Raw genomic sequence first — 22,003 nt, forward strand, 5'->3', positions numbered from 1 at the left:
GCATGCTGACCCGTGCCCTGATCGTCGTACTGGCCATCCTCAATCTTGGCGTCGCCTGCTGGTGGCTGCTGCGCGATGCGCCGCAGAAGCCTGCGCCGCCGCCGCAACCGGCCGGCGTGGCCGAGCTGCGCTGGGTGCCCGGTGGCGTGGATGCCGCTGCGGCCGCCGAAGCCACGGCCGCCGCGCCGACCGCGCCGTTGATGGAGCGCGAACCGGCGGAGAAGACCGCAGTGGCTGCGACGCCGGCGCCGGCTGTGCCGGCCAAGCCGGAAATTCCCAAGCCGCAGGTAGCTGAGGCTACGCCGGTTGCGGCCGCTGCCAAACCGGCAACACCGCCTGCACCGACCCCGACCCCGGCGCCGGAAAAGCCCGCAACCCCGCCCGCGGCCGCCGAGCCGCCGCGCTGCGTTGCGCTGGGCCCGTTCGCCGACCGCGCCGCCGCTACCAGTGCGCAGGGCAAGGCCAGCACGCTGCTCAGCCAGGTGCGCCTACGCGAACAGCCCGCTGCCAGCGGCAGTGCCCGTTACCGGGTGATGCTGCCGGCCGCCGCCAACCGCGAAGAAGCCCAGGCCACCGTGAAACGCATCGTCGCCGCTGGCCTGAGCGACTACTACATCATCAGCCAAGGCGAGGAGGCCAACGCCGTGGCGCTGGGCCAGTACCGCAACCGCGAAGGCGCCGAGCGGCGCATGGCGGCGGTGCAGGCCGCCGGCTTCCAGCCGCGCCTTGTCGCCAGCGGCGACGCCGGCCAGTGGTGGCTGGAAGGGCAGCTGGCGGCAGGCACGCAGCCGGCCCAGGCCCAGCAGCGCAGCGGGGCGGCACAGAGCCGGTCGCTGGAATGCGCAAGGTTGCGCTAGAATCCCCTGACCGCGGCGCTGCCGCCGGTGCATCCCCCATGCCGCTTTAGCTCAGTTGGTAGAGCAACTGTCTTGTAAACAGTAGGTCATCCGTTCGATTCGGATAAGCGGCACCATCGTACAGTCAGCGCCCCTTTGCTTTGCTCTTTCTGGACTTCGGCTGGAGTCTGGCAGCGCGCTGCTCGAGGTACTCGCCCAGCAGGCCGAGCGCTTCGGAGAACTTGATCCGCTCCCGGCCTCTATCCGACGTCCCCGCGCTCGCATTTCGACACGAGCGTCTGCGTGTTGCCCAGCCGTTCGGCCAGATCGACCTGCGACACGCCGGCCCGTTCACGGGCCCCCTTGGGACCCGGACGCCGTGCAGGTCCGGGACGTGTGCGCCAACTTCACTGAGGAGTTCGGCATCGTCGCCTGTGGCCGGGCCAACGCCAAGAATGAGTGTGGCGGGTACATCGGCCCCCTGGGCTTCATGTCGGGCGACAAGAGCGTCATCCTTTGGGGGATAACTTCGCCGTTGAAGAGTCGGGCGTCTGCCTGCAGGTCGAGGGTGGCAATTGGACAGTGGCCGTTGACAGCGCATAGGATCATTAGAGGGCAAGGGAAGGGAATGCCATGGGGAGACAGGCAAGCCGCCGATGGATCGAACGGGCTTGGGGCGCGTGTTTGTTTGCTCTGGCCCCGCTTGCCTTGGCCGCTGATGACCCTTCGCCCTTGCATGCCCAGTTTCAACTGCCTGACGATCGTGTCGACTATGTCGCCGCCAAGCTGGTAGTGGATAGCATCATTGATCCGTCCAATGACACTGTGGCAGTGCGTCGGCAAGTCGATCAGTGGGAGCACGCTGTACGCGGCAATGTGCCTGGCAACCCGACGGCGCGACAGGTCCTCGACGCTTTGCTCAAGACGCTTTACATGCCGGGCGAGTGGAACCAGGGGAAGCCTTTTACCTACGACCTGTCGGACCCACTGGGTAAGAATCCGAAGAACAAGCAGCTAGCTACCTACTTGGCCACGCGCAAGGGCAACTGCGTCTCAATGCCCATTCTCTTTGTCATCCTGGGCCAGCGGCTGGGGCTGACTGTCGCGCTTGCTACGGCGCCCAATCACCTGCTGGTGAAGTTCGCCGACGACGAGCAGCAGATGTGGTTGAACGTTGAAGCCACTGCGGGCGGCTTCAAATACGACGGCAGCTACCAGCATGAAACGGGGATCACCGAGGCGTCATTGGACAATGGACTTTACTTGCGCCCGCTGCTGCCGCACGAAGGGATAGGCGCCATCGCCAGCACACTGATGGAGCACTACGGGGCGAAGAAGGACGCCGATGCGCTCATGGCCGTGGCCGATCTGGCGCTGGCCGCCAATCCGAAGGACCCGGTAGCGATGATATGGAAGGCGAATGCCTACTACATCCAGACCCAGCAACGCATCCGCTCCAGGTATTCGAATGCGGAAGATCTGCCACCTGAGTTGCACGGGGAATTTCACCGTTTGACTCGCGAGAATCTGGCATGGCTTGCCAAGGCCGAATCACTTGGTTGGACGCAGAAAACGCCGGAGCAGGAAGCCAGCTACCTACAATCCATCCAGCGCGAACGCGCGAGAAGAGGACTGTGATGCGCATTGCCATTCCAGGGCTGTTGACCGTGGCGCTGTGCGCCATCGCTTCCAGTGCGTCGGCCCGGTTCGTTTCAGCCGATCCCGTACAAGCCGATCCAAATACGGGCGCCAACTACAACCGCTACTGGTATGGGAACAACAATCCCTATAGCTTTACCGACCCGGACGGGCGCCTGTCCCGTGGTACCGGCTGGACGGACAGGCAATGGAATCAGTTCGACCGCGCCCAGCAGAGCGCCGCTGGCAGCTTGGAGAAAGCGGCGGGCAAGATCAACGGTGCACTGGCCGAAGGGGGCAAAGCACTCCAGCGTGCGGAGAAGTCTTTCCAACGCAACTTCGGTGCTGGCTCAGCCACTCCAGAGAACATGGCGAAAGCTGCCTCAGATATGAGCTCAATGGCTGCGGCATTGCGGGATACCAGTGCGGGCGCCATTCCAGCCAATGGCATGACGGGTGCGCAAATCAATGCGGCTTATGGGGTTGGTGCAGATACGTTGGGGGGCGTGCCTTCCACCGGGCCGAAAATGGTCATCGTCAACACCACGCACGCCAGTTTCAATGATCCGTCGAGGTTGGCTTGGGGCGCGGGTCACGAAGTCGGGCATGCCGTGCTGGGGTACAAGGACCAGTTCTTCAATGGCGACGTGGCCTACAAGTTCGGATCCCCCCTGCAACAGAAAATCTTCAAGACGCTGCCCAGCCAGCAGCGCCTTATCAATCCTGACCACATCATGGACCACGCTCGATGAGCAGGATTCTGGCAGTCACCTTGCTATGCGTGGCGATAGCTGCCTGCGCCAGCCCATTTCGACGCGCGGAACCTCAGGATTTCAGGGTTTCGGTGGTGGATAACCCGGCGAAGAAACGATACGACGTAGCCTTGGCGTCTGCCGTTGGCGCGCCCTTGTGCCTTTCGAAAGAAGGCTGGCCTGCCGAAGACGGTACATTTCCGATGGGGTACGAAGGCGCTGTCTTGACCACAACCACGGGACCTCTACATCCGAAGGCAGCTATGACCACCTACTGCCCCGGAGGATGTGGTGAAGTTCGCTTGGAGCCAGGCCAGACCTTGCGGGCAAGCGTTGCCTACGCCGCATTCGGTGATGCCGAGGTCATCGCAGTTGACCCGGTTCGCTCGCTCTCGTTTCCCGTTTATCCCTACTACTGTGCACGGTAGTTCCGGCTGAGAGCGGGGCTTGCGACGTCGTGAAGCTTCGCGCTGATGGCCCCAATGTTCCGCACTACCGAGCCCCACGCACCTGCAACGCCACATACTCGGCCAGCCCCCGGCAGGCCAGCATCAGCCCTTCGCGCGCACCGTCGCCGATATCGTCTTTCTCTTCCCCATCCACGCGCACGCGCTCGGCGGCGTGGTACAGCTCCAGCAACGACACCAGGCCCACTGCGGCGCGATCCCTGCGAGCGGCAGCCACCGCTTCACCAGGTGTGCCTGCCGGCCCCGTCCACGGCTGTCCATCGGCGGCGTCACCGGCCTGGATGCGCTGCAGGCAGCCGGGCAGGTTGATCGGCGCGGGCGCCTCGTTGGCGGCGGCGAAAGCGGCTTCCAACGGCTGCGCCAGTTCGGGCGGCAGGCGCAGCGCGGCCTCGCCCAGGGTGGCGGTCAGGTACGGGTGATGGGTCTTGGGCATGCGGGCGTCCTCGTCGGCAACAGAGGTGCCACCCGAAGAGGGTGGCGGGCGATGCGTGGCTTCCAAGACCGGAAATCGATGAGCCGGTGGGCACAGGGCCCCCACGCACCGCCCGCCGTCGATTGGCGAACGGATTGCCAGCCGACGCCGCTTTTGGGAAGACGGCGCCGGCTGGCAAGCGTATACAGCTTCGATTAAACGGGCTTGGAAGTCCCGACCACCTTTGCAGGTGGCGATTCATCATGCGCACGCGAAATCCCCGCCTGCCAGTCGTTTGTTTCGATGGCATCGGGTGATCTGAAAGGAAAAATGAATTATCGCGTTTGGCCTGATTCGAGCAGTGCAATGCCAGAAGCGACATATCGCGCGGGGCTGCAACCAACGATGAATCCTGATGCGTCATTGCTCTCGCACGGCATTTCATGGCCCCGGAAGTAAAGCTGGCTTAACTTCCCCGGCAAGGCTTCCAGAACACCCTACCAGACATGAATCCCCACGCGTGCCACCCGGATCTTGATATTCCTCACGGACAGCCCGCAGCGCTCCACCGCATACTGCCGCCACACGCCCATCCTGGGCCCCTTCAGGATCCGCACATGCGTCGCCACGCCCTGCCGCTCACCGTCGCATTGTTGTCCGCCGCGTTCGCAGCCCCGGCCATGGCCGCCGTGCCGTTCTTCAACGCCAGCTGCCCGGGCGGTATCGATGTGCACGCTGATGAAGGCGGGCCGGTCTACGTGCAGGGCCGCGAGACGGCGTTGAAACGTTTCAACGACCGCTATTTCGAAGCACGCGATGTCAACAGCGGCATCACCCTGTCGATCAGCCGCAATGATGACGGCTCGCCGCAGGTCAGCTACACCGGCCGAGGCGGCGCCAATGGCATCTGCCAGGTCAGTAGCAGCGGTGCGCCCGCGCCCGCCACAAACAGCGCCCGCCCTGGCGACGCTGCCGCCGGGGATGCCGCGCTGCCGCGCGAAGTCACTTGCGAATCCACCGGCCAGCAACAGGTGTCGTGCGATCTGAATACCCGTGGCAATGTGGAAATCGTGCGCCAGCTCAGCCGCACCCGCTGCGAGGAAGGCAAGAACTGGGGCCTGTCGCGGCACTCTGTGTGGGTCAATGGCGGCTGCCGCGCGGTGTTCCGCAATGTGTCCTCGGTGACTACCCCCGCGCCGGCAGGCGATACCGCGTTGGGCGCCTGCAACATGCGCAAGGTCGCGCAGGGCGCTCTGGTCACCCAGATGCCGGTGGGCAGCGATTACCAGGAACTGATCATTGATTACCCCGATGGCCGCTTCCTGTGCATGATGCGCAACAACGGCCAGGTGCAGGGCGTGACGCCGGTGCGCCGCCGCGGACGCTGAGCGCGAGGGGCAGATCCGGCGTCAGCCGCCGGACCTGTACAGCAGCACCCACGCCAGGATCAGGGCGAACATGCCGACGATGGTCAGGCCGAACCACAGCGCGGCCACCTTCACGTTGCCGATCAACGCCGTCAGCATCCGCTGCGGCTCGCTCTTCAGGATCGGATATTCAGCGTGTGCGTTGCGCAGACGCTGCCAACCCAACCCGAGGAACACCAGAGACGAGAATGGCGTCAGCAGCAGCATCGCCTGCATCAGCCAGCCGTTCGGCGACGCATCGATCGAGCTGCTCAACAGAACGGCAAAAACGGCGATGGGCAGCGCGCCCATGAAGAAGCGAGGCCAGGCGGTGTTGATGAAGGGCGACATCGCAATCTTCCATGAAGCGGGGGCAGGTCCGCGCGGCATCATGCCATGCAAAGTCACTGCTGCACCGCCGCGAGTGGTGTCACACAGCTCTGGCTAGACTGTGCTTCTTTTTCCCCCGCAGGAGGCACCCATGGCCCATCCCATCTCCGTATCCCTGATTGGCGTTCCCACAGACGTGGGTGCCGGCCATCGCGGTGCACGGCTTGGCCCGGAAGCGCTGCGCGTGGCTGGGCTGCCGGAGGCGCTGGAAGCGCGCGGCGTGGACGTGCGCGACGTGGGCAACCTGGATGGCCCGCGCAACCCGTGGACCGCGCCGGTGGAAGGCTACCGCCACCTGGATGAAGTGGTGGCGTGGAACCACGCGCTGATGGAAGCCAGCTACGCCGAGCTGCAGGCCGGGCGCATGCCGATCATGCTCGGCGGCGACCATTGCCTGGGCATCGGTTCGATCACCGCCGTCGCACGCTGGTGCCGCGAGCAGGGCAAGACCCTGCGTGTGCTGTGGCTGGATGCGCACTCGGATTTCAACACCAGTGATGTCACCCCCTCGGGCAACATCCACGGCATGCCGGTGGCCTGTCTGTGCGGCCTCGGCCCGGACGCGCTGACCCGCCTGGGCGGCAGCGCACCGGCGATCACCCCGGCGCAGATGCACCAGATCGGCATCCGTTCGGTGGACCCGGAAGAGAAGCGCCTGATCAAGACCCACAAGGTGGATGTCTATGACATGCGCTACATCGACGAGAACGGCATGAAGCGCGCGGTCGAAGCAGCACTGGCGGGCATCGACGAGAACACCCACCTGCATGTCAGCTTCGATGTGGATTTCCTCGACCCGAGCATCGCACCGGGCGTCGGCACCACCGTGCCGGGCGGGGTGAACTACCGCGAGGCGCAGCTGGTGATGGAGATGATTGCCGACACCGGGCGCATGGGTTCGCTGGACATCGTCGAGCTCAACCCCTTGCTGGACAAGCAGAATGCTACCGCCGAACTGGCCGTGGACCTGGTCGAAAGCCTGTTCGGCAAGTCCACCCTGATGCGCGACTGAGCTCTCCGCCTGAACGGATCGATGATCCGTTCACACGCGCTCCACGCCCCTGCCGCCAGATTGCACATCACGCGGCGGCAGTGGCATTGGCTCCTTCCGCCGAGCGACCGAACCCCATCCGCGAATGAAGCGGTATAGCGGCGAACCCAAGGAGAAGCCCATGAAGCGCGTAGTTGCCCTGATGCTGTTGTCGATGTTCTCGGTGGCCCTGCTGGCCGGTTGCAACACCGTTGCCGGTGCCGGCAAGGACGTGCAGAAGGCTGGCGAAAAGGTTGAGGATGCCGCCAAGGGCCGTTGAGCCTGAAGTGGAACGGAAAGCAGAAAAGGCCGGGGGGACCTCCCCGGCCTTTTTTCTTGCGCGTTTTTTCTGCAGCGTACGTGTCGAAGCGTAGTGAACCATTCAAGCAGGTGAGCAGTGCTTTCATGGTCGGTTGACCGGCACTCAACAGCCGCTGCGCGAAGCTGTAGCCACGGTAAGAACGCCGTTGCAACCAAGGACTCCCAGCAATGAACAAAGACATCATTTCCGGCAAGTGGTCGCAGCTGAAGGGCAAGGCCCAGGCCAAGTGGGGCGATCTGACCAACGACGACTTCGATGTGGCTGAAGGCAATGCCGAGTATCTGGCCGGCCGCCTGCAGGAACGTTATGGCTGGGCCAAGGATCGCGCTGAGAAGGAAGTCCGTGAGTTCCAGGATGCCGTGAGCAAGGACTACCCGGACTACAAGTAAGCGCTACGGTTTTCCCCCACGGCACAACGCCCGCACCGAGAGGTTGCGGGCGTTGTGCTGTCTGGGCGGCCGATCAACGCGCCGGCGGGTCCGGCACATAGCGGTTGGGGAACGCCTGCGGTTCGCGCGGCAGGCGCGACGGCGGTGTATCGACCAGGATGCCGCGCGCGCGCAGATTGCGGGCGCTGTCGTAGCGCAGCTGCAGAACCTGCGCGGGGCTGCGGCTGGCGCGTTCGAAGTCGGTATCGCGTACCGACGACTGCTCGCGTGCGCCGTGGCCGGTGCCCAGCGCAGGGGCCTGTGACTTGCTGGCATAGCCCTCGATGCGGCTGTTGCTGGCGCTGGCATCGGCCGCCGCTTCGGCCGTCGGGGCCGGTGCCGGCAGCGGCAGGCTGCGGCGCAGGATCGGATCCGGACGCCAGCGGCGCGCTTCCTCGAACACCGCCACGCCGACCACGCCGACGTTGTCCGGGCGACCGGTGCGGCTGGCATAGCTGCCGCTGGGGCTGCTGAACACGAACTGCGCCACTTCATCCTGGCTCTTGCGCCAGCCGGTGATGTCGGCGCGCTGGCCGGGGTTGAGCACGTAGCCGGTCTGCGACGGATCGGCATCCTCGCCGGAGATGGCGTTGACGCCGTCTACCGACAGCACCACCAGCACCCGGCGCGGGCTGTCGTTGTACAGGCGCACGGCGTAGCGGTGGCCGCGCTCGCCGGCCACCCAGCGCTGGCCCTCGGCGGGGTAGCTGCGCAATTCGGTGCCGCGGTCGCGGTCGACCAGAGACATGCGCACGGGGCCGCCCTCGTAGGCCGGCGGCGGCACCGGGGCGGGGCGGAAGCCGGCCAGGGGCAGGATCAACAGCAGGGGCAGCAGGCGTTTCATCGGGCGTCTCCAGCGGGGTTGCGTGAATGAACGCGCCGCAGGCCCTGACGGGGTTGGTGGCGTGCAAGGTAAACTGGCCCCGTTCATCGAAGGTTACCCCACGCAGTCATGACCACCCGAGTCCTTACCGGCATCACCCCCTCCGGCACGCCCCACCTGGGCAACTACGTTGGCGCCATCCGTCCGGCCATCGCGGCCAGCCGCGCGCCGGGGATCGAGAGCTTCTTCTTCCTGGCCGACCTGCACAGCCTGATCAAGTCCCAGGACCCGCAGCGCACCCAGCGCGCGACCCTGGAGATCGCGGCCAGCTGGCTGGCCTGTGGCCTGGACCCGGAACACGTGTGGTTCTACCGCCAGAGCGACATCCGCGAGACCACCGAGCTGATGTGGTTCCTGACCGCCATCGCCAGCAAGGGCATCCTCAACCGCGCGCACGCCTACAAGGCGGCGGTGGACAAGAACCGCGAGGAAGGCGTGGACGAGGACGCAGGCGTCAGCGCCGGCCTGTTCATGTACCCGGTGCTGATGGCCGCCGACATTCTGATCTTCAAGGCCAACCAGGTACCGGTGGGCCGTGACCAGATCCAGCACATCGAGATGGCGCGCGACTTCGCCCAGCGCTTCAACCACGTGTATGGCAAGGAGTACTTCCCGCTGCCGGACGTGGTGATCGACGAGCAGGTGGCGACGCTGGCGGGCCTGGATGGCCGCAAGATGAGCAAGAGCTACCACAACACCATTCCGCTGTTCGTGCCGCGCGAGGAGCTGAAGAAGCTGGTGTTCTCGATCCTGACCGACTCGCGCGCACCTGGCGAGCCGAAGGACACCGAGGGCTCTGCGCTGTTCCAGATGTACCAGGCCTTCGCCACCCCGGAACAGACCGCCGAATTCGCCAGGGCGTTCGCCGCCGGCATCAGCTGGGGTGACGCCAAGCAGCAGCTGTTCGAGCGCATCGACAGCGAGCTGTCGCCGTTGCGCGAACGCTACAACGCGCTGATGGCCGAGCCGGAGAAGATCGAGGCGCTGCTCAAGCGCCGTGGCCAGCAGCTGCGCGAGCAGCTGGCGGCACCGCTGCTGGACGAGCTGCGCCACGCCGTGGGCCTGCGTGACCTGTCCACCGCAGGCGATATCGCCAGCGAGGACGCCGGCGTGGCCCGCGTGGCACCGCCACTGTTCAAGCAGTACCGCGAGAAGGACGGCCGCTTCTACTTCAAGCTGACCGCCGGTGACGGCACGCTGCTGATCCAGAGCGAAGGCTTCGATTCGCCGCGCGATGCGGGGCAGTTGATTGCCGTGATCAAGCAGGCGGAGCAGGGTGACCAGCTGCAGAGCGAACTGTTCAAGCTGGAAGCCGAAGTGGACGCCGTGCTGGCGGCCCTGGCCATGCTGCGCGAAGCGTAAGGGTAGTGCCGGCCGCTGGCCGGCAACTGCATAGGAAATGCCGGCCAGCGGCCGGCACTACCACGGCAACCGCATAGGAAAACGCCGGCCAGCGGCCGGCCCTACCCGCGAACGAAGGTCATGGCATGATGTCCGCGCGCCTCCGGCGCGATGACATGGAGTCTGCGATGGCCTGGTTGTCGCTGCTGCTGTTCCTGCCCTGGTTCCTGCTGCTGGGCAGCCTGTACTGGCTGTTCCCGCGCCAGCCGCGCACGCCGCGGCGGCGCCTGTTCGATGGCACCACCCTGCTGCTGGCCTTCGCCCTGAGCATCGCCTCGATGCTGTGGGGGTATCGACTTGGCATGGCACAGCCCGGCGCCGGCCCGATCTGGCCGCAGGTACTGGCGGTGCTGTACGCCTACGGCGCATTCCTGGCGGTGCTGGTGCTGGCCCTGCTGCTGCGGCCGCGGTTCGCATTGCGCTGAACCTGGCCCTTGCGCACCCGATGGACCTGCGGTTGGTTGGCCTGCGCTTGCCCTTGCCTGCGCTTGCCCTTGGTAGAGTCGACTGTGAGTCGACCGCTCTTCTGGAAGCCCGCGCTGCGCGCGACAGTCGACTGACAGTCGACTCTACCCGGCCACAACCCGGCACTACCCGACCAAAGCCGCATCGAACCCGGACCGCCCGCGCGCCTACCATGGGCGTCTGTTCCCGATCCTGCCAGGTGCGTGCCGATGATCGCCGACCCCAGCATCCACACCATCGATACCGGCTTCCAGCGTCCCGACTTCGATGCGGCCTATCTGATCGTTGAAAACGACCGCGCCGCGTTCGTCGACTGTGGCACCGGCCTGTCGGTGCCGGCGATGCTGCAGGCGCTGGCCAACGCGGGTCTGGCCGTTGATGCGGTGGACTGGCTGCTGCTCACGCACGTGCACCTGGACCACGCCGGCGGCGCCGGCCTGCTGATGCAGCGGCTACCCAACGCAAAGGCAGTGCTGCACCCGCGCGGTGCGCCGCACATGATCGACCCGACCCGGCTGATTGCCGGTGCCACGGCGGTGTACGGTGCCGAGGAAATCGCGCGCAGCTATGGTCGTATCGAGGCCATTCCCGAACATCGTGTGGTGGTGGCCGAGGACGGCCACCGTATCGACCTGGCCGGCCGCGAGCTGGTGCTGCTGCACACCCCGGGCCACGCACTGCACCATTACTGCGTGTGGGATGCGCGCAGCCGCAGCTGGTTCACCGGCGATACCTTCGGCATTTCCTACCGCGAGCTGGACAGTGCGCAGGGGGCCTTCATCTTCCCGACCTCGTCGCCGGTGCAGTTCGATCCGGAGGCGATGAAGGCCTCGATCCAGCGCATGCTGGGCTATGGCCCGCAGGCGATGTACCTGACCCACTACGGCCGCGTGGAGCAGGTGCAGAAACTGGCCAACGACCTGTTCGAACAGATCGATGCGATGGCCACCATCGGCCGCCAGTGCGATGGCCGCCCCGACCGCCACCGCTGCCTGCTGGCCGCGCTGCAGGCGCTGTACCTGGAACGTGCACAGCTGCATGGCTGTGCGCTGGACGATGCGGCGGTGACCGCTGTTCTGGCGATGGACATCGAACTCAACGCGCAGGGCCTGGCCTGCTGGCTGGATCGCATCAGCAGGTAGATCCACGCCATGCGCGGGTGACGCCGCCCCAAGCCGAGCCGTGATGTCACGACCACGTTACACTCTGGTGACTTCCAAGCTAGCCGTGGTACTGCCGTGAATCCGATGCGCGTGTTGCTGCTGTCGTCCTGCCTGTTTGTCGGGGGCCTGGCCCATGCGGCCAACGATCTACCGGGTGGCGGCATCGATCCGCAGGCGCTGTCGCGTCACGTGCGGGTGCTGGCGTCGGACGAGTTCGAGGGCCGCGCGCCGGCCACCGAAGGCGAAGAGCGCACCGTGCAGTACCTGATCGAGCAGTTCCGCAGCTACGGCCTGCAGCCGGGCGGCGTGGACGGCAGCTGGGTGCAGCCGGTGCCGCTGGTGCGCGCGCAGCTGGAGGGTGAGGCCAAGGCCAGCCTGTCGCTGAAGCAGGGCAAGCGTGCGCTGGCCAATGGCGTGGACGTGACCCTGCAGAGCCTGCAGCCGCGCAAGCGCGTGCAGATCAAGGATGCACCGTTGGTGTTCGTCGGCTACGGCATCGACGCACCGGAACGCCACTGGAACGACTACAAGGACGTGGACCTGCACGGCAAGATCGCCGTGGTGCTGATCAACGACGCCGATTTCGAGGCTGATGCACCGGGCGCGTTCGACGGCAAGGCGGTGACCTACTACGGTCGCTGGACCTACAAGTTCGAGGAAGCCGCACGCCGTGGCGCCGAAGGCGTGCTGATCGTGCACGAGACCGCGCCGGCCGCCTATGGCTGGGCCACGGTGAAGAGCTCGGGCACCTCGCCGCTGTTCGACATCGAGCGCGGCCAAGCCGAGGCGATGGCGCAGCACACGCCGCTGCGGGGCTGGATGCAGCGCGAGCTCGCCGAGGCGATCTTCGCCGACGCCGGCCTCGACTTCGATGCCGAGAAGCGCAACGCGATGCGTGCAGACTTCCGCCCGGTGGCACTGGACAACGCGAAGCTGAGCGTGGATTTCGCGCTCAAGCGCGAGCAGGTGGTGACCCGCAACGTGGTGGCCAAGCTGCCCGGTGGTGAACACGCCGACGAGGCCGTGATCTTCTCCGCGCACTGGGATGCCTTCGGTATCGGCCAGACCGACGCCAAGGGCGACCGCATCCGCCGTGGTGCGATCGACAATGCCACCGGCGTGGCCACCGTGCTGGAGCTGGGCCGCGTGTTCGCTGCCGGCCCGCAGCCGCAGCGCACCCTGTACTTCGTGGCCCTCACCGCCGAAGAGAAGGGCCTGCTGGGCGCCAGCTACTACGCCGCGCACCCGCTGGCGCCGCTGGACAAGACCGCCGCAGTGCTGAACATCGAGATGTTCAGCCCGGATGGCGCGACCCGCGACATCGCTTCGTGGGGCAAGGGCCGGGTGTCGCTGGAAGGCGACCTGGAACGCGTGGCCAAGGCCCGCGGTCGCAGCTACAGCCCGGACCCGAATCTGGAGGCCGGCTTCTTCTACCGCGCCGACCACTTCGCCTTTGCCCGCCTGGGCGTGCCGGCGATCACCATCGGCCCGGGCCTGGACAAGCTGGACGGCGGTGTTGAAGCCGGCCGCGCGCTGCGCGAGAAGTATTTCGCCGACTGCTACCACCAAGCCTGCGATGCCTGGACCCCGAGCTGGGATCCGAGCGGCCACGCGGCTGACACTCTGCTGGTCTACGACCTGGGTGCCGAGCTGGCCAACAGCCGCCGCTGGCCGACGTGGGAGAAGGAATCGGAGTTCCGCGGCGCGCGCGACAAGAGCGAAGCGGCCCGCCGCTGAGGCTCGGGACCGGCGGGGTGTCATGTCATTTCGCCGGGGGTAGAGTCGACTGCCAGTCGACTATCGCGCGCAGCGCGGGTTTTTCGGTGCCGACAGAGAGAGCAGTCGACCAACAGTCGACTCTACCGATTGCCGATTGCCGATTGCCGGCCAGCGGCCGGCACTACCTGCGCCGGCGCAGCAGCGTCCATGCGCCCCAGCCGGCGGCAGCGAGCGCTGCCAGATAGCACGCCACCATCGTGCGCAGGCCAACCGGCGACCCTGCATTGATGCCGCGATGCAGGCGCAGTTGCAGCGAGCTGTGGCCGCTGCCCAGGTCCACCGCCAGCTGCAGCGCCAGCGCGGAGCAGAACACCAGCAGGGCGACCCCGAACCCGGTGCGTGGCCACGCGGCCTGTGCGTTGGGGCGGCGCAGCAGCCAGGCCAGTGCCGTGGCTGCGGCCAGCGCCGCCGCGATCCACATCAGTGGCGTGGCGGGAGATGCAGCGGCCACCGGCAGTGCACCGGTGGCCGCGATCACGGCAACGCGCTTACTTGCGGGTGCCGTCGAGCCAGTTCGGGCCCTTGTTGGTGAGGAAGAACACATAGACCACCAACGATACCGCGATCGTTGCGGTCACGTAGATGGCGAACCAGTCGACGTGGCCGGTCTTCAGCGCGCCCTGGTACAGCAGCGGGGCGGTGCCGCCGAACAGCGAGTTGGCCAGCGCGTAACCCAGGCCTACGCCCAGCGCACGCACGTGGGTGGGGAACAGCTCGGCCTTTACCACGGCATTGATCGAGGTGTAGCCGGTGAGGATGACGAAGGCCAGTGCCAGGGTCAGGAACGCCAGCGTGGCGTCGTGCTGGTGCGGCAGCTGGGTGATCAGGTACCAGCTGTACAGCACGCCGCCGACACCGAAGAACACCAGCAGGGTCTTGCGGCCGATGATGTCCGACAGCCAGCCGCCGACCGGCTGCAGCACCATCAGGAACGCCAGCACGCCCAGGTTGATCAGGGTGCCGGTCATCGGGTCGTTGCCCGCGAATGCGCTCTGGATCATTTTCGGGCCGTTCACCGAGTAGGTGTAGAAGGCCACGGTGCCACCGGCGGTGATCAGGAAGCACAGCAGCAGCGGCCGCCACTGGTGCACGAACAGCTCGTACATCGAGCCGGATTTCTGCGCCTTGCCCTCGCGCGCAGCTTCGATCGACGACTCCGACAGCGATTCGTCCATGCCGCGGCGCAGCCAGAACACCACCACCGCGGCGATGCCACCGATGCCGAAGGCGATGCGCCAGCCCCACTCCGAGATCTCCGGCTTGCCCCAGAAGGTCAGCATCAGCAGCAGGGTCAGCTGGGCCAGCACATGGCCGCCGACCAGGGTGACGTAGTGGAAGGAGGACAGGAAGCCGCGACGGCCGGGAATGGCGGCCTCTGACATGTAGGTGGCGCTGGCGCCGTACTCGCCGCCGGTGGCGAAGCCCTGCAGCAGGCGCGCGAACAACAGGATGACTGCGGCCCAGATGCCGATGCTGGCGGCGGTGGGGGTGATGGCGATCAGGAACGAGCACAGCGCCATCAGCGTGACCGAGACAGTCAGCGCCAACCGGCGGCCGTGGCGGTCGGCGAAGCGGCCGAAGAACCAGGCACCGATCGGGCGCATCAGGAACGTGGCGGCGAAGATCGCCCACACGTACATCGTGGAGTTCTTGTCGTCCGGCGAGAAGAACTGCGATTCGAAGTACACGGCGAACACCGAGTACACGTAGACGTCATACCACTCCACCAGGTTGCCGGCGGAGCCTTTGAGGGTGTTGGAGATCGACCTGCGCAGGGCAGCGCGGTCGTTCGCGGGTACGGCAGGTTGGGACGTGGTGCTCATCTGGGTGGGAATCCTCGATGCGGCGCGTCCGTGCGCAGGGAAAACGGCGCCCGGCCTTGGGGCGGCGCGGCCGGGCAGCCCTCTTGGTACTGCATCGGCCGTCAACACGGGGTAGCAGACCAGAGCAGGGTGCATGGATGGATGACAGCGTGCCACCGTCCGGGGTGCCGGACCATACTCAAAACGTCCTAGAATCCGCCTTCCCCCGGCTCCCTGGTGTGTCATGTCGGTTCCCCCCTCTTCGTCTGCGGCTGCCCCCCGGGGTGGCCTTGTCGCGCTGGCATTGCTGCTGGTCTACGTGGTCTGGGGCTCGACCTACCTGGGCATCGCCAAGGCCCTGCACGGCGGCGCGCTGCCGCTGACGATGGTTTCCGGCAGCCGGTTCATCATTGCCGGTGGCCTGATGTTCCTGGCCTTGCGTCTGTTCTGGAAGATGCCGAACCCGACCCTGCGGCAGTGGCGCAACCTGGTGGTGATGGGCGTGACCATGCTGGTGCTGGGCAACGGCATGGTGGTGCTGGCCGAGCGTGAGGTGTCCTCGGGCCTGGCCGCGACAGCAGTGGCCTCGGTGCCGCTGTGGATGGCGCTGTTCTCGGCGCTGCGCGGGCAGCATGCCAGCCGCGGTGAGTGGCTGGGCATCGCCATCGGCTTCCTCGGCGTAGTCTGGCTCAACGCCGGCAGCAGCCTGACGGCCTCGCCGACCGGGCTGGTGCTGCTGCTGATCGCGCCGATCGGCTGGGCCTTCGGTTCGGTGTGGGCGCGCGGCCTGGACCTGCCGGGCCCGTTCATGACCGCCGCCGGGCAGATGATCTGCGGTGGCGTGCTGCTGGTGCTGATCGGCCTGGCGGTCGGCGAGCGCCCGACCACGCTGCCCGATACCGGTGGCCTGCTGGCGATGGCCTACCTGTGCGTGTTCGGTTCCATCGTTGCCTTCACCGCCTACGTCTGGCTGCTGCAGAACGTGCGGCCGGCGCTGGCCGGCAGCTATGCGTACGTCAATCCGGTGATCGCGGTGCTGCTGGGCGCGCTGCTCAACGGCGAGCGCTTCGGCTGGCGCGACCTGCTGGCGATGGCGGTGATTCTCCTGGGTGTGGTGGTGCTGACAATGGCAAGGACGAGAAAGAAGTGAGCATGGACGAGAAAGAACAACGCCGGGGCCTGCTGGTCACCGCATCCACCTTCGTGATCTGGGGCCTGGTGCCGGTCTATTGGCACCTGCTCAACGAGGTACCCTCGTTCCAGATCATCGCCCACCGCATCATCTGGAGCACCGTGATGGTGCTGGGCTGGCTCTTGATCAGCTCGCGCCTGGGCTGGTGGCAGAAGATCGCCGCGCAGCCGCGCGCGCTGCCGATCCTGCTGGTGTCGAGCCTGACCATCGCGTTCAACTGGGGCCTGTACATCTGGGCGGTCAACGCCGGCCATGTGATCGAGACCAGCCTGGGCTACTTCATCAACCCGCTGGTGAACGTGCTGCTGGGCGTGCTGGTGCTGAAGGAGCGGCTGCGGCGCCTGCAGTGGGTGGCGGTGGCGATGGCGGCGGTGGGCGTGGCTTGGCTGACCATCGACGCGGGTACGCCGCCGTGGATCGCGCTGGGCCTGGCCTGTTCGTTCGGCCTGTATGGCCTGCTGCGCAAGCTGGTCTCGGTCGATCCGGTGGCCGGCCTGGGCGTGGAGAGCATGTACCTGTTCCTGCCGGCGCTGGCCTTCGCGATCTGGGCGGAAAACGGCCATGGCGGCGCGTTCTTCCACGGCTGGGGCTGGCGCAATGACCTGCTGCTGATCTTCGGTGGCGCAGTGACCGCAGTGCCGCTGATCGGTTTCGCCTACGGCGTGAAGCGCATCCCGCTGTCGCTGGTCGGCATCCTGCAGTACATCGCGCCGAGCCTGCAGCTGCTGCTGGGCGTGTTCTTCTTCCACGAAGCGTTCGATACTGCCAAGGCGATCGGCTTCGCCGCGATCTGGGCCGGCCTGATCCTGTTCGTCGGTGACAACATCCGCACGATGCGCGCCAAGCGCTAGCGCCGGCGGGGCTGCGGGGGCGGATCCCTCCGCAACGCGGAGGGCTCTGACCCTGTTCTATCCGTCGCGTGGGGTCAGAGCCCTTCGCAGGGCGAAGGGATCCGACCCCGCTTCCCGAAAAAAAGAACGGCGCCCCGAAGGGCGCCGTTCTGCTTCCATCCACCGCCAGGAGAGAGAGATGGCGGTGGCGGGAACGCGGTTGCAGGCTTAGAAGCGCTGCTGGTACTTCATGTACATGAAACGACCGATGTCGAAGCCACCGTAGTAGGTGAAGCTGCTGTTCGGCTGGCTGTACATGATCGGACCCTGGTGGTCGAAGACGTTGTTCACGCCCAGCGACACGGTGCCGTCCCACGGCAGGCTGTAACGCACCTGCAGGTCGTGGAAGGTGTTGGAGCCCACCTTGCGGCTCGGCTGCGCATCGGTGTACGGCGAGACGAAGCCGGCCATGTTGCAGTCCGGGCCACCGGCCAGGTCATACGAGCAGGCTTCCTTCATGCCCGAGTAGTAGCGGGCGGTCCAGCCGATGCCCAGGTCGCCGTACTGCCAATCCAGGTTGAAGGTCGAACGCACGCGGAAGTTGCCCTGCCAGCCGGTCTTCTGCTCCACCGGCGTGGTGGCGGCGCTGTCGTTGCGCTGCTCCAGGTAGTCGGTGTAGGTGGTGTTCCAGGTTGCGGCAAAGCGGCCGAACGCGGTTTCCGGCAGGCGGTAACGCAGGCTGAAGTCGTAGCCGGCGGTTTCGCGGTAGCCCGCATTGACCAGCGAGCGGTCCAGCGACGTCACCTGACCCAGCGTCTTGGCGCTGGTGGAACGGGTGAAGCGGCCGCACGCCGAATCCACGCCCTGCACGTAGCACTGGTTGAGGATGTCGGTGGCCGACTCACCCACGATCGCGTTGTCGATGCGGATCTTCCACCAGTCCAGGCTGACGTCCAGGCCCGGCACGAACTCGGGGCTGTACACCAGGCCCACGGTCCAGGTCTTGGCGGTTTCCGGCTTCAGGTTCGCATTGGAACCGGAGTCGAAATCGGCGATGCCCTGCTGGCCCGGACGGTTGGCGACGTTGCCTTCCGACGCGGTCTGCTGGCGGAAGTCCGCCGGCACCTTCAGCGCCTGGCAGCGTGCGGCCACGGTCGCGCTGCTGGCAGCGATGCCGAACGAGGTATCGCACGGATCGGTGAACGAATCACGGCTCTTCACCGCACCGCCGTACAGGTCGTCCACGGTCGGCGCACGGAAGCCGGTGCCGTAGGTCGCGCGCACCAGCAGGCTGTCGATCGGCTTCCACTTCAGGCCGAACTTGCTGTTGGTGGTCGAACCGAAGGTGTTGTAGTCGGTGTAGCGGCCGGCCAGGTCCAGCGACAGTTCACGCGCGAACGGCATGTCGGCCAGCAGCGGTACCTGCAGCTCCAGGTAGACCTCGTTGAGCGAGTAGTCGCCACGGGTCGGCTGGCCGGTGGTGCCGGCAATCTGGCCCTTCTGCACCATCAGGTCCGGGGTGTAGCTGGCTTCTTCGTTGCGGTGCTCAAAGCCCATCGCGGCCATCACGTCGCCGGCCGGCAGGGTGAACACCGAACCGGAGATGTTGGCGCTGGCGACCTTGGTGGTGCTCTTCATCTTGTCGACGAAGCGGGTGAACAGGTAGTCCTGCACGTCCTGGTTGCTCAGCGAGCCCGGGCCCGCATAGCCCATCGGCGCGGCCGGGTTCCACGGCACGCAGCCGGCGATCACGGCGCCCGGGCTGCCGCAGCGTGCCACGGTGCCATCCATGAAGGATGGGCCGACCGCCAGGTCGACGTGCGGCTGGTACATGCTGCCGGTACCGATGCGCTCGCCTTCATTGCGGTTGTACATGTAGCTGACGTTCCAGTCCCAGTAACGCGAACCGGTTTCGAAGCTGCCTTCCAGGCCGATGCTGGCGCGCTTGGTGTCCAGGTTGTTCTCGGTCGCACGCGGCATTTCTTCGGTGCGGTGCGAGAACAGCACGTCCTGGCCCCAGTGGTTGAACGCACTGTCCTTGGACAGGGCAGCACGGGAACCGTTGCGCGCCTGTGCGGTGGACACCGAGTAGGGGTAGCCGGCCAGGTGCTTGGTCGACTCGCGCTTGCTGTACAGCGCGTCGGCCACGATGCGCAGGTCATCGGTGATCGAGAAGCCACCGTTGGCGAACACCGAAGTGCGCTCCAGGCCGCTCAGCAGGCTCATGTTGGTCTTGGTGTTGGCACCATCGGCCGGATTGGGCGTGTGGAAATTGCCCTTCTGGCTCGGGTCGCCGCCCGGGCCCACGGTCAGCGACTTGCCGTCGACGGTGACGCTGCCCCACTGCGTGGTCTGGTTCAGTGCCTTGACGTCGTCGGGATGGCGCGGGCCACCCGGGTAACGGCTGAACTCGCGCTCGCTGCCGAGGATCTCGTCTTCCTTGGTGCGCTCGGCGCCGACGCTGAACCAGCCGCGGTCGAAGGTCTTGCCGAAGGTGGCGCTGTAGGAGCGCTTCTGGCCGTCACCTTCACCGTACTGGCCGACGTAGACGCTGGCTTCGCCACCGTCGAAGTTCTTGCGGGTGATGATGTTGACCACACCGGCGATGGCGTCCGAGCCGTACAGCGCGGACGCGCCATCGGTGAGCACTTCCACGCGCTCGACAATCGCCGAGGGAATCGAAGCCAGGTCGGAGTAGCCACCGGCGCTGACGCCCATGCGGCGGCCGTCGATCAGCACCAGGCTGCGCTCCGGGCCGAGGTTGCGCAGGCTGACGTACGTGCCGCCGAAGTCGCGCGAAGAACTCAGCGACGACGAGCGGCTCAGGCTCGGTGCGCCGGCGGCGGTGACGTCCTGCAGGATGTCGGCGACGTTGATGTAACCCTTCTTCTCGATCTCGGCGCGGCTGAGCGCGACGACCGGCTGTGCGGTCTCGACACTGGCCTGGCGGATGCGCGAGCCGGTGATTTCGATGCGATCGAGGTTGGTCGGGGTATCGCCGGCGCTCTGTGCGAAGGCGGGGGTGGTGCAGCTGGCGGCCAGCGCGATGACGATCGCGTTGCGCAGCGGATTGGTTTTCAGGGACATCCGTGAAATCTCGTGTTTCAGGAAAAACAAGCGCCCGTTCTATGGACGCGTGGGGTGCTGCAAACCAACGTGGGGGGGCGATTCTAGAATGTTTCCATTCGTAACTGTTTGCCTCTGCGCCGCGGATGTGCGCGAAAATGAATCGCAACCAACAATCCACAGATGGGATGTGCGCAACGTCACGCGCGTTGCGCTTTCGATGGGCAGAGGCATCGATAGCGGCGTATTTCCCGCAATCTGTAGCCGTGCGCGTGCGCCGGCATCCATCCACGCACGGCGTGGATCTACTGGACGTCCTGGCTCACCACCAAGCGTGGATGACGCGCAAAAGAAAAGGGACGGAGCCGTCGCTCCGTCCCCTGCGTGATGCGCAGTCCACCGCTGTGTGATGCTCAGGTTTCGCGCAACGCCGTGGTGATCGGCAAACGGGCCGCGCGCAGCGCCGGGAACAGGCCGCCGACCAGGCCGATGCCCAGCGCCCATTTCAGTCCGGTCCACAGCAGTTCCGGCGACACATGGAACTTGAACACCACCGCGCTGAAGTTGCTGCCGATGGTGGACACGCTGTAGCCATTGAACAGCAGCCACGCCACCGCACACCCCAGAAGGCCACCCAGCAACGCCAGCAGCATGGTCTCCAGCATCACCGCCGTCACCACCGGCAGGCCGCGGAAGCCGATCGCGCGCATGGTGGCGATCTCGCGCGCACGGGTGGCCACGGCCGCGTACATGGTGTTGAGTGCGCCGAACACTGCACCCACCGCCATGATCGTGCCGATCACCTTGCCGAGGATGTCGATCAGCTTGGTCAGCCCGCCGCCCTGCTTGCTGTAGTAGACACGGGTGGTTTCCACGTCCAGTTTCAGGCGCGGGTCGGCGGCGACCGCTGCCTTGAACTGCTCGAAGCCGGCCTTGCCATCGGTACGCACGCTGATCGACTGCCAGGCGCTGCGCTGGTAGGTGGTGGCCAGCGTATCGGCGTCGGTCCACAGCTCCGAATCGTGCGCATCGCCGGTGGCGAACACACCGACCACGGTCCAGGTCTGGTTGCCCAGGGTCAGCGTCCTGCCCACGTCCATGTCGCGGAACTGGCCCTTGGCACCCTGGCCGACCACGATCTCGCGCAGGCCGGCTGCGAACTTGCGGCCTTCGATGATCTTGACCTTGTCATGCACGGCCCAGGCCTGCGGACCAACGCCGCGGAACTGCGCGTTGACGTCGGTGCCGTCGGACTTCGACACCAGGTTGACCACCTGCGACAGCTCCGGCGACAGCAGCGGCCGGCCTTCGCCATCGCGGCTGATGCCGGGCAGGGTGGACAACGTCGGCACCTGCTCGCGGGTGATGACCGAGTTGGTCTCGGCCTGCGAGCCGCCGCGCAGCACGATGGCGGTGGTGTCGTCGCCGGTGTTGTTGAGCGTGGCCTGGAAGCCTTCGCCCATCGCCAGCATCGCCACCAGCACGCCGACCACGCCGGCGATGCCGACCACGATCACCGAGGACGCGCCCCAGCGCTGCGGCAGGCTGGCCACGCCGATGCGGGTGGCGGCCAGCGCCAACCGTCCGCCACGGGTCAGCAGCAGCCACAGTGCCACCAGCACGGCCACGGCCAGCACGCCGACCCACGGCAGGCTGATCCACAGCACCAGGCCGATCACCAGCAGCAGCACCGTCAGGCCGTTGCCCAGCCATTTCTTGAGTTTGCTCTTGAACATGTCGG

20 protein-coding genes and 1 tRNA gene are annotated in these 22,003 nt (G+C 66.3%); 14 read left to right on the forward strand and 7 right to left on the reverse strand.

Going from position 1 to position 22,003, the window contains the following annotated elements; translation table 11 throughout:
- Positions 1–2: 2 nt before the first annotated feature.
- The 4 genes from O0K41_RS01180 (at position 3) to O0K41_RS01195 (ending at position 3,226) form a co-directional block, all read left to right on the forward strand.
- The gene (locus O0K41_RS01180; RefSeq protein ID WP_049449482.1) at positions 3–857 is read left to right on the forward strand and encodes an SPOR domain-containing protein; all 855 of its coding nucleotides are present in this window, start codon (positions 3–5) and stop codon (positions 855–857) included.
- 40 nt (positions 858–897) lie between these two features.
- Positions 898–973, forward strand: a tRNA-Thr gene (locus O0K41_RS01185).
- 571 nt (positions 974–1,544) lie between these two features.
- Positions 1,545–2,474 carry a transglutaminase family protein gene (locus O0K41_RS01190; RefSeq protein WP_164222233.1) on the forward strand — a complete coding sequence of 310 codons (930 nt, stop codon included), beginning with the start codon at positions 1,545–1,547 and terminating at the stop codon, positions 2,472–2,474.
- On the forward strand, positions 2,474–3,226 hold the full coding sequence (locus O0K41_RS01195; RefSeq protein ID WP_049449487.1) for a hypothetical protein: 753 nt from the start codon (positions 2,474–2,476) through the stop codon (positions 3,224–3,226). The genes O0K41_RS01190 and O0K41_RS01195 overlap by 1 nt, the downstream gene beginning before the upstream one ends.
- A gap of 492 nt (positions 3,227–3,718) precedes the next feature.
- On the opposite strand, the gene O0K41_RS01200 is transcribed toward O0K41_RS01195, so the two are convergent.
- Entirely contained in the window at positions 3,719–4,126 is a 408-nt protein-coding gene (locus tag O0K41_RS01200; protein WP_088436816.1) for a hypothetical protein, read from the reverse strand.
- A gap of 596 nt (positions 4,127–4,722) precedes the next feature.
- On the opposite strand from O0K41_RS01200, the gene O0K41_RS01205 reads away from it, so the two are divergent.
- Entirely contained in the window at positions 4,723–5,493 is a 771-nt protein-coding gene (locus O0K41_RS01205) for a DUF3011 domain-containing protein (RefSeq protein ID WP_164222231.1), read from the forward strand.
- 21 nt (positions 5,494–5,514) lie between these two features.
- Here the strand turns inward: O0K41_RS01205 and O0K41_RS01210 are convergent, their stop codons facing one another.
- Complete coding sequence (locus O0K41_RS01210) at positions 5,515–5,862, reverse strand: hypothetical protein (RefSeq protein ID WP_123959395.1); 348 nt, start codon at positions 5,860–5,862, stop codon at positions 5,515–5,517.
- 130 nt (positions 5,863–5,992) lie between these two features.
- On the opposite strand from O0K41_RS01210, the gene rocF reads away from it, so the two are divergent.
- The 3 genes from rocF to O0K41_RS01225 all read left to right on the forward strand — a co-directional run bounded on the left by rocF (position 5,993) and on the right by O0K41_RS01225 (position 7,642).
- On the forward strand, positions 5,993–6,913 hold the full coding sequence (gene rocF, locus O0K41_RS01215) for an arginase (RefSeq protein ID WP_123959397.1): 921 nt from the start codon (positions 5,993–5,995) through the stop codon (positions 6,911–6,913).
- 160 nt (positions 6,914–7,073) lie between these two features.
- Entirely contained in the window at positions 7,074–7,211 is a 138-nt protein-coding gene (locus O0K41_RS01220) for an entericidin A/B family lipoprotein (RefSeq protein WP_005407710.1), read from the forward strand.
- A gap of 209 nt (positions 7,212–7,420) precedes the next feature.
- Positions 7,421–7,642: a CsbD family protein gene (locus O0K41_RS01225; protein WP_004153772.1), complete on the forward strand. Its 222-nt coding sequence runs from the start codon at positions 7,421–7,423 to the stop codon at positions 7,640–7,642.
- Positions 7,643–7,715: 73 nt separating this feature from the next.
- Here the strand turns inward: O0K41_RS01225 and O0K41_RS01230 are convergent, their stop codons facing one another.
- Positions 7,716–8,525 (reverse strand): hypothetical protein, encoded by an 810-nt coding sequence (locus tag O0K41_RS01230; protein ID WP_059034869.1) that lies wholly within the window; start codon positions 8,523–8,525, stop codon positions 7,716–7,718.
- A 108-nt stretch (positions 8,526–8,633) separates the two neighbouring features.
- Here O0K41_RS01230 and O0K41_RS01235 point away from each other — a divergent pair, with 108 nt between their 5' ends.
- The 4 genes from O0K41_RS01235 (at position 8,634) to O0K41_RS01250 (ending at position 13,330) form a co-directional block, all read left to right on the forward strand.
- Positions 8,634–9,926: a tryptophan--tRNA ligase gene (locus O0K41_RS01235; protein WP_012478877.1), complete on the forward strand. Its 1,293-nt coding sequence runs from the start codon at positions 8,634–8,636 to the stop codon at positions 9,924–9,926.
- 167 nt (positions 9,927–10,093) lie between these two features.
- Entirely contained in the window at positions 10,094–10,390 is a 297-nt protein-coding gene (locus O0K41_RS01240) for a hypothetical protein (RefSeq protein ID WP_043035191.1), read from the forward strand.
- Between the two features lie 249 nt (positions 10,391–10,639).
- Positions 10,640–11,572, forward strand: a complete 933-nt coding sequence (locus tag O0K41_RS01245; RefSeq protein ID WP_099527610.1) for an MBL fold metallo-hydrolase — start codon at positions 10,640–10,642, stop codon at positions 11,570–11,572.
- 105 nt (positions 11,573–11,677) lie between these two features.
- Positions 11,678–13,330 (forward strand): M28 family metallopeptidase, encoded by a 1,653-nt coding sequence (locus O0K41_RS01250; RefSeq protein ID WP_099604912.1) that lies wholly within the window; start codon positions 11,678–11,680, stop codon positions 13,328–13,330.
- Positions 13,331–13,493: 163 nt separating this feature from the next.
- On the opposite strand, the gene O0K41_RS01255 is transcribed toward O0K41_RS01250, so the two are convergent.
- Together O0K41_RS01255 and O0K41_RS01260 are read right to left on the reverse strand one after the other, a co-directional pair.
- The gene (locus tag O0K41_RS01255; protein ID WP_005407716.1) at positions 13,494–13,793 is read right to left on the reverse strand and encodes a hypothetical protein; all 300 of its coding nucleotides are present in this window, start codon (positions 13,791–13,793) and stop codon (positions 13,494–13,496) included.
- Positions 13,794–13,860: 67 nt separating this feature from the next.
- Complete coding sequence (locus tag O0K41_RS01260; RefSeq protein ID WP_043035190.1) at positions 13,861–15,195, reverse strand: MFS transporter; 1,335 nt, start codon at positions 15,193–15,195, stop codon at positions 13,861–13,863.
- 223 nt (positions 15,196–15,418) lie between these two features.
- On the opposite strand from O0K41_RS01260, the gene yedA reads away from it, so the two are divergent.
- Positions 15,419–16,324: a drug/metabolite exporter YedA gene (gene yedA, locus O0K41_RS01265; RefSeq protein WP_043035189.1), complete on the forward strand. Its 906-nt coding sequence runs from the start codon at positions 15,419–15,421 to the stop codon at positions 16,322–16,324.
- Positions 16,321–17,217 (forward strand): EamA family transporter RarD, encoded by an 897-nt coding sequence (gene rarD / locus O0K41_RS01270; RefSeq protein ID WP_032965507.1) that lies wholly within the window; start codon positions 16,321–16,323, stop codon positions 17,215–17,217. The genes yedA and rarD overlap by 4 nt, the downstream gene beginning before the upstream one ends.
- 207 nt (positions 17,218–17,424) lie before the next feature.
- On the opposite strand, the gene O0K41_RS01275 is transcribed toward rarD, so the two are convergent.
- Together O0K41_RS01275 and O0K41_RS01280 are read right to left on the reverse strand one after the other, a co-directional pair.
- Positions 17,425–20,283 (reverse strand): TonB-dependent receptor, encoded by a 2,859-nt coding sequence (locus O0K41_RS01275; protein WP_005407725.1) that lies wholly within the window; start codon positions 20,281–20,283, stop codon positions 17,425–17,427.
- A 392-nt stretch (positions 20,284–20,675) separates the two neighbouring features.
- Positions 20,676–21,998, reverse strand: coding sequence for an ABC transporter permease (locus tag O0K41_RS01280; RefSeq protein WP_088436368.1), 1,323 nt, complete (start codon positions 21,996–21,998; stop codon positions 20,676–20,678).
- Positions 21,999–22,003: the final 5 nt, after the last annotated feature.

It is taken from the genome of Stenotrophomonas sp. Sm2128 (genome assembly GCF_030985535.1).
Classification (GTDB): Bacteria; Pseudomonadota; Gammaproteobacteria; order Xanthomonadales; family Xanthomonadaceae; genus Stenotrophomonas; species Stenotrophomonas maltophilia.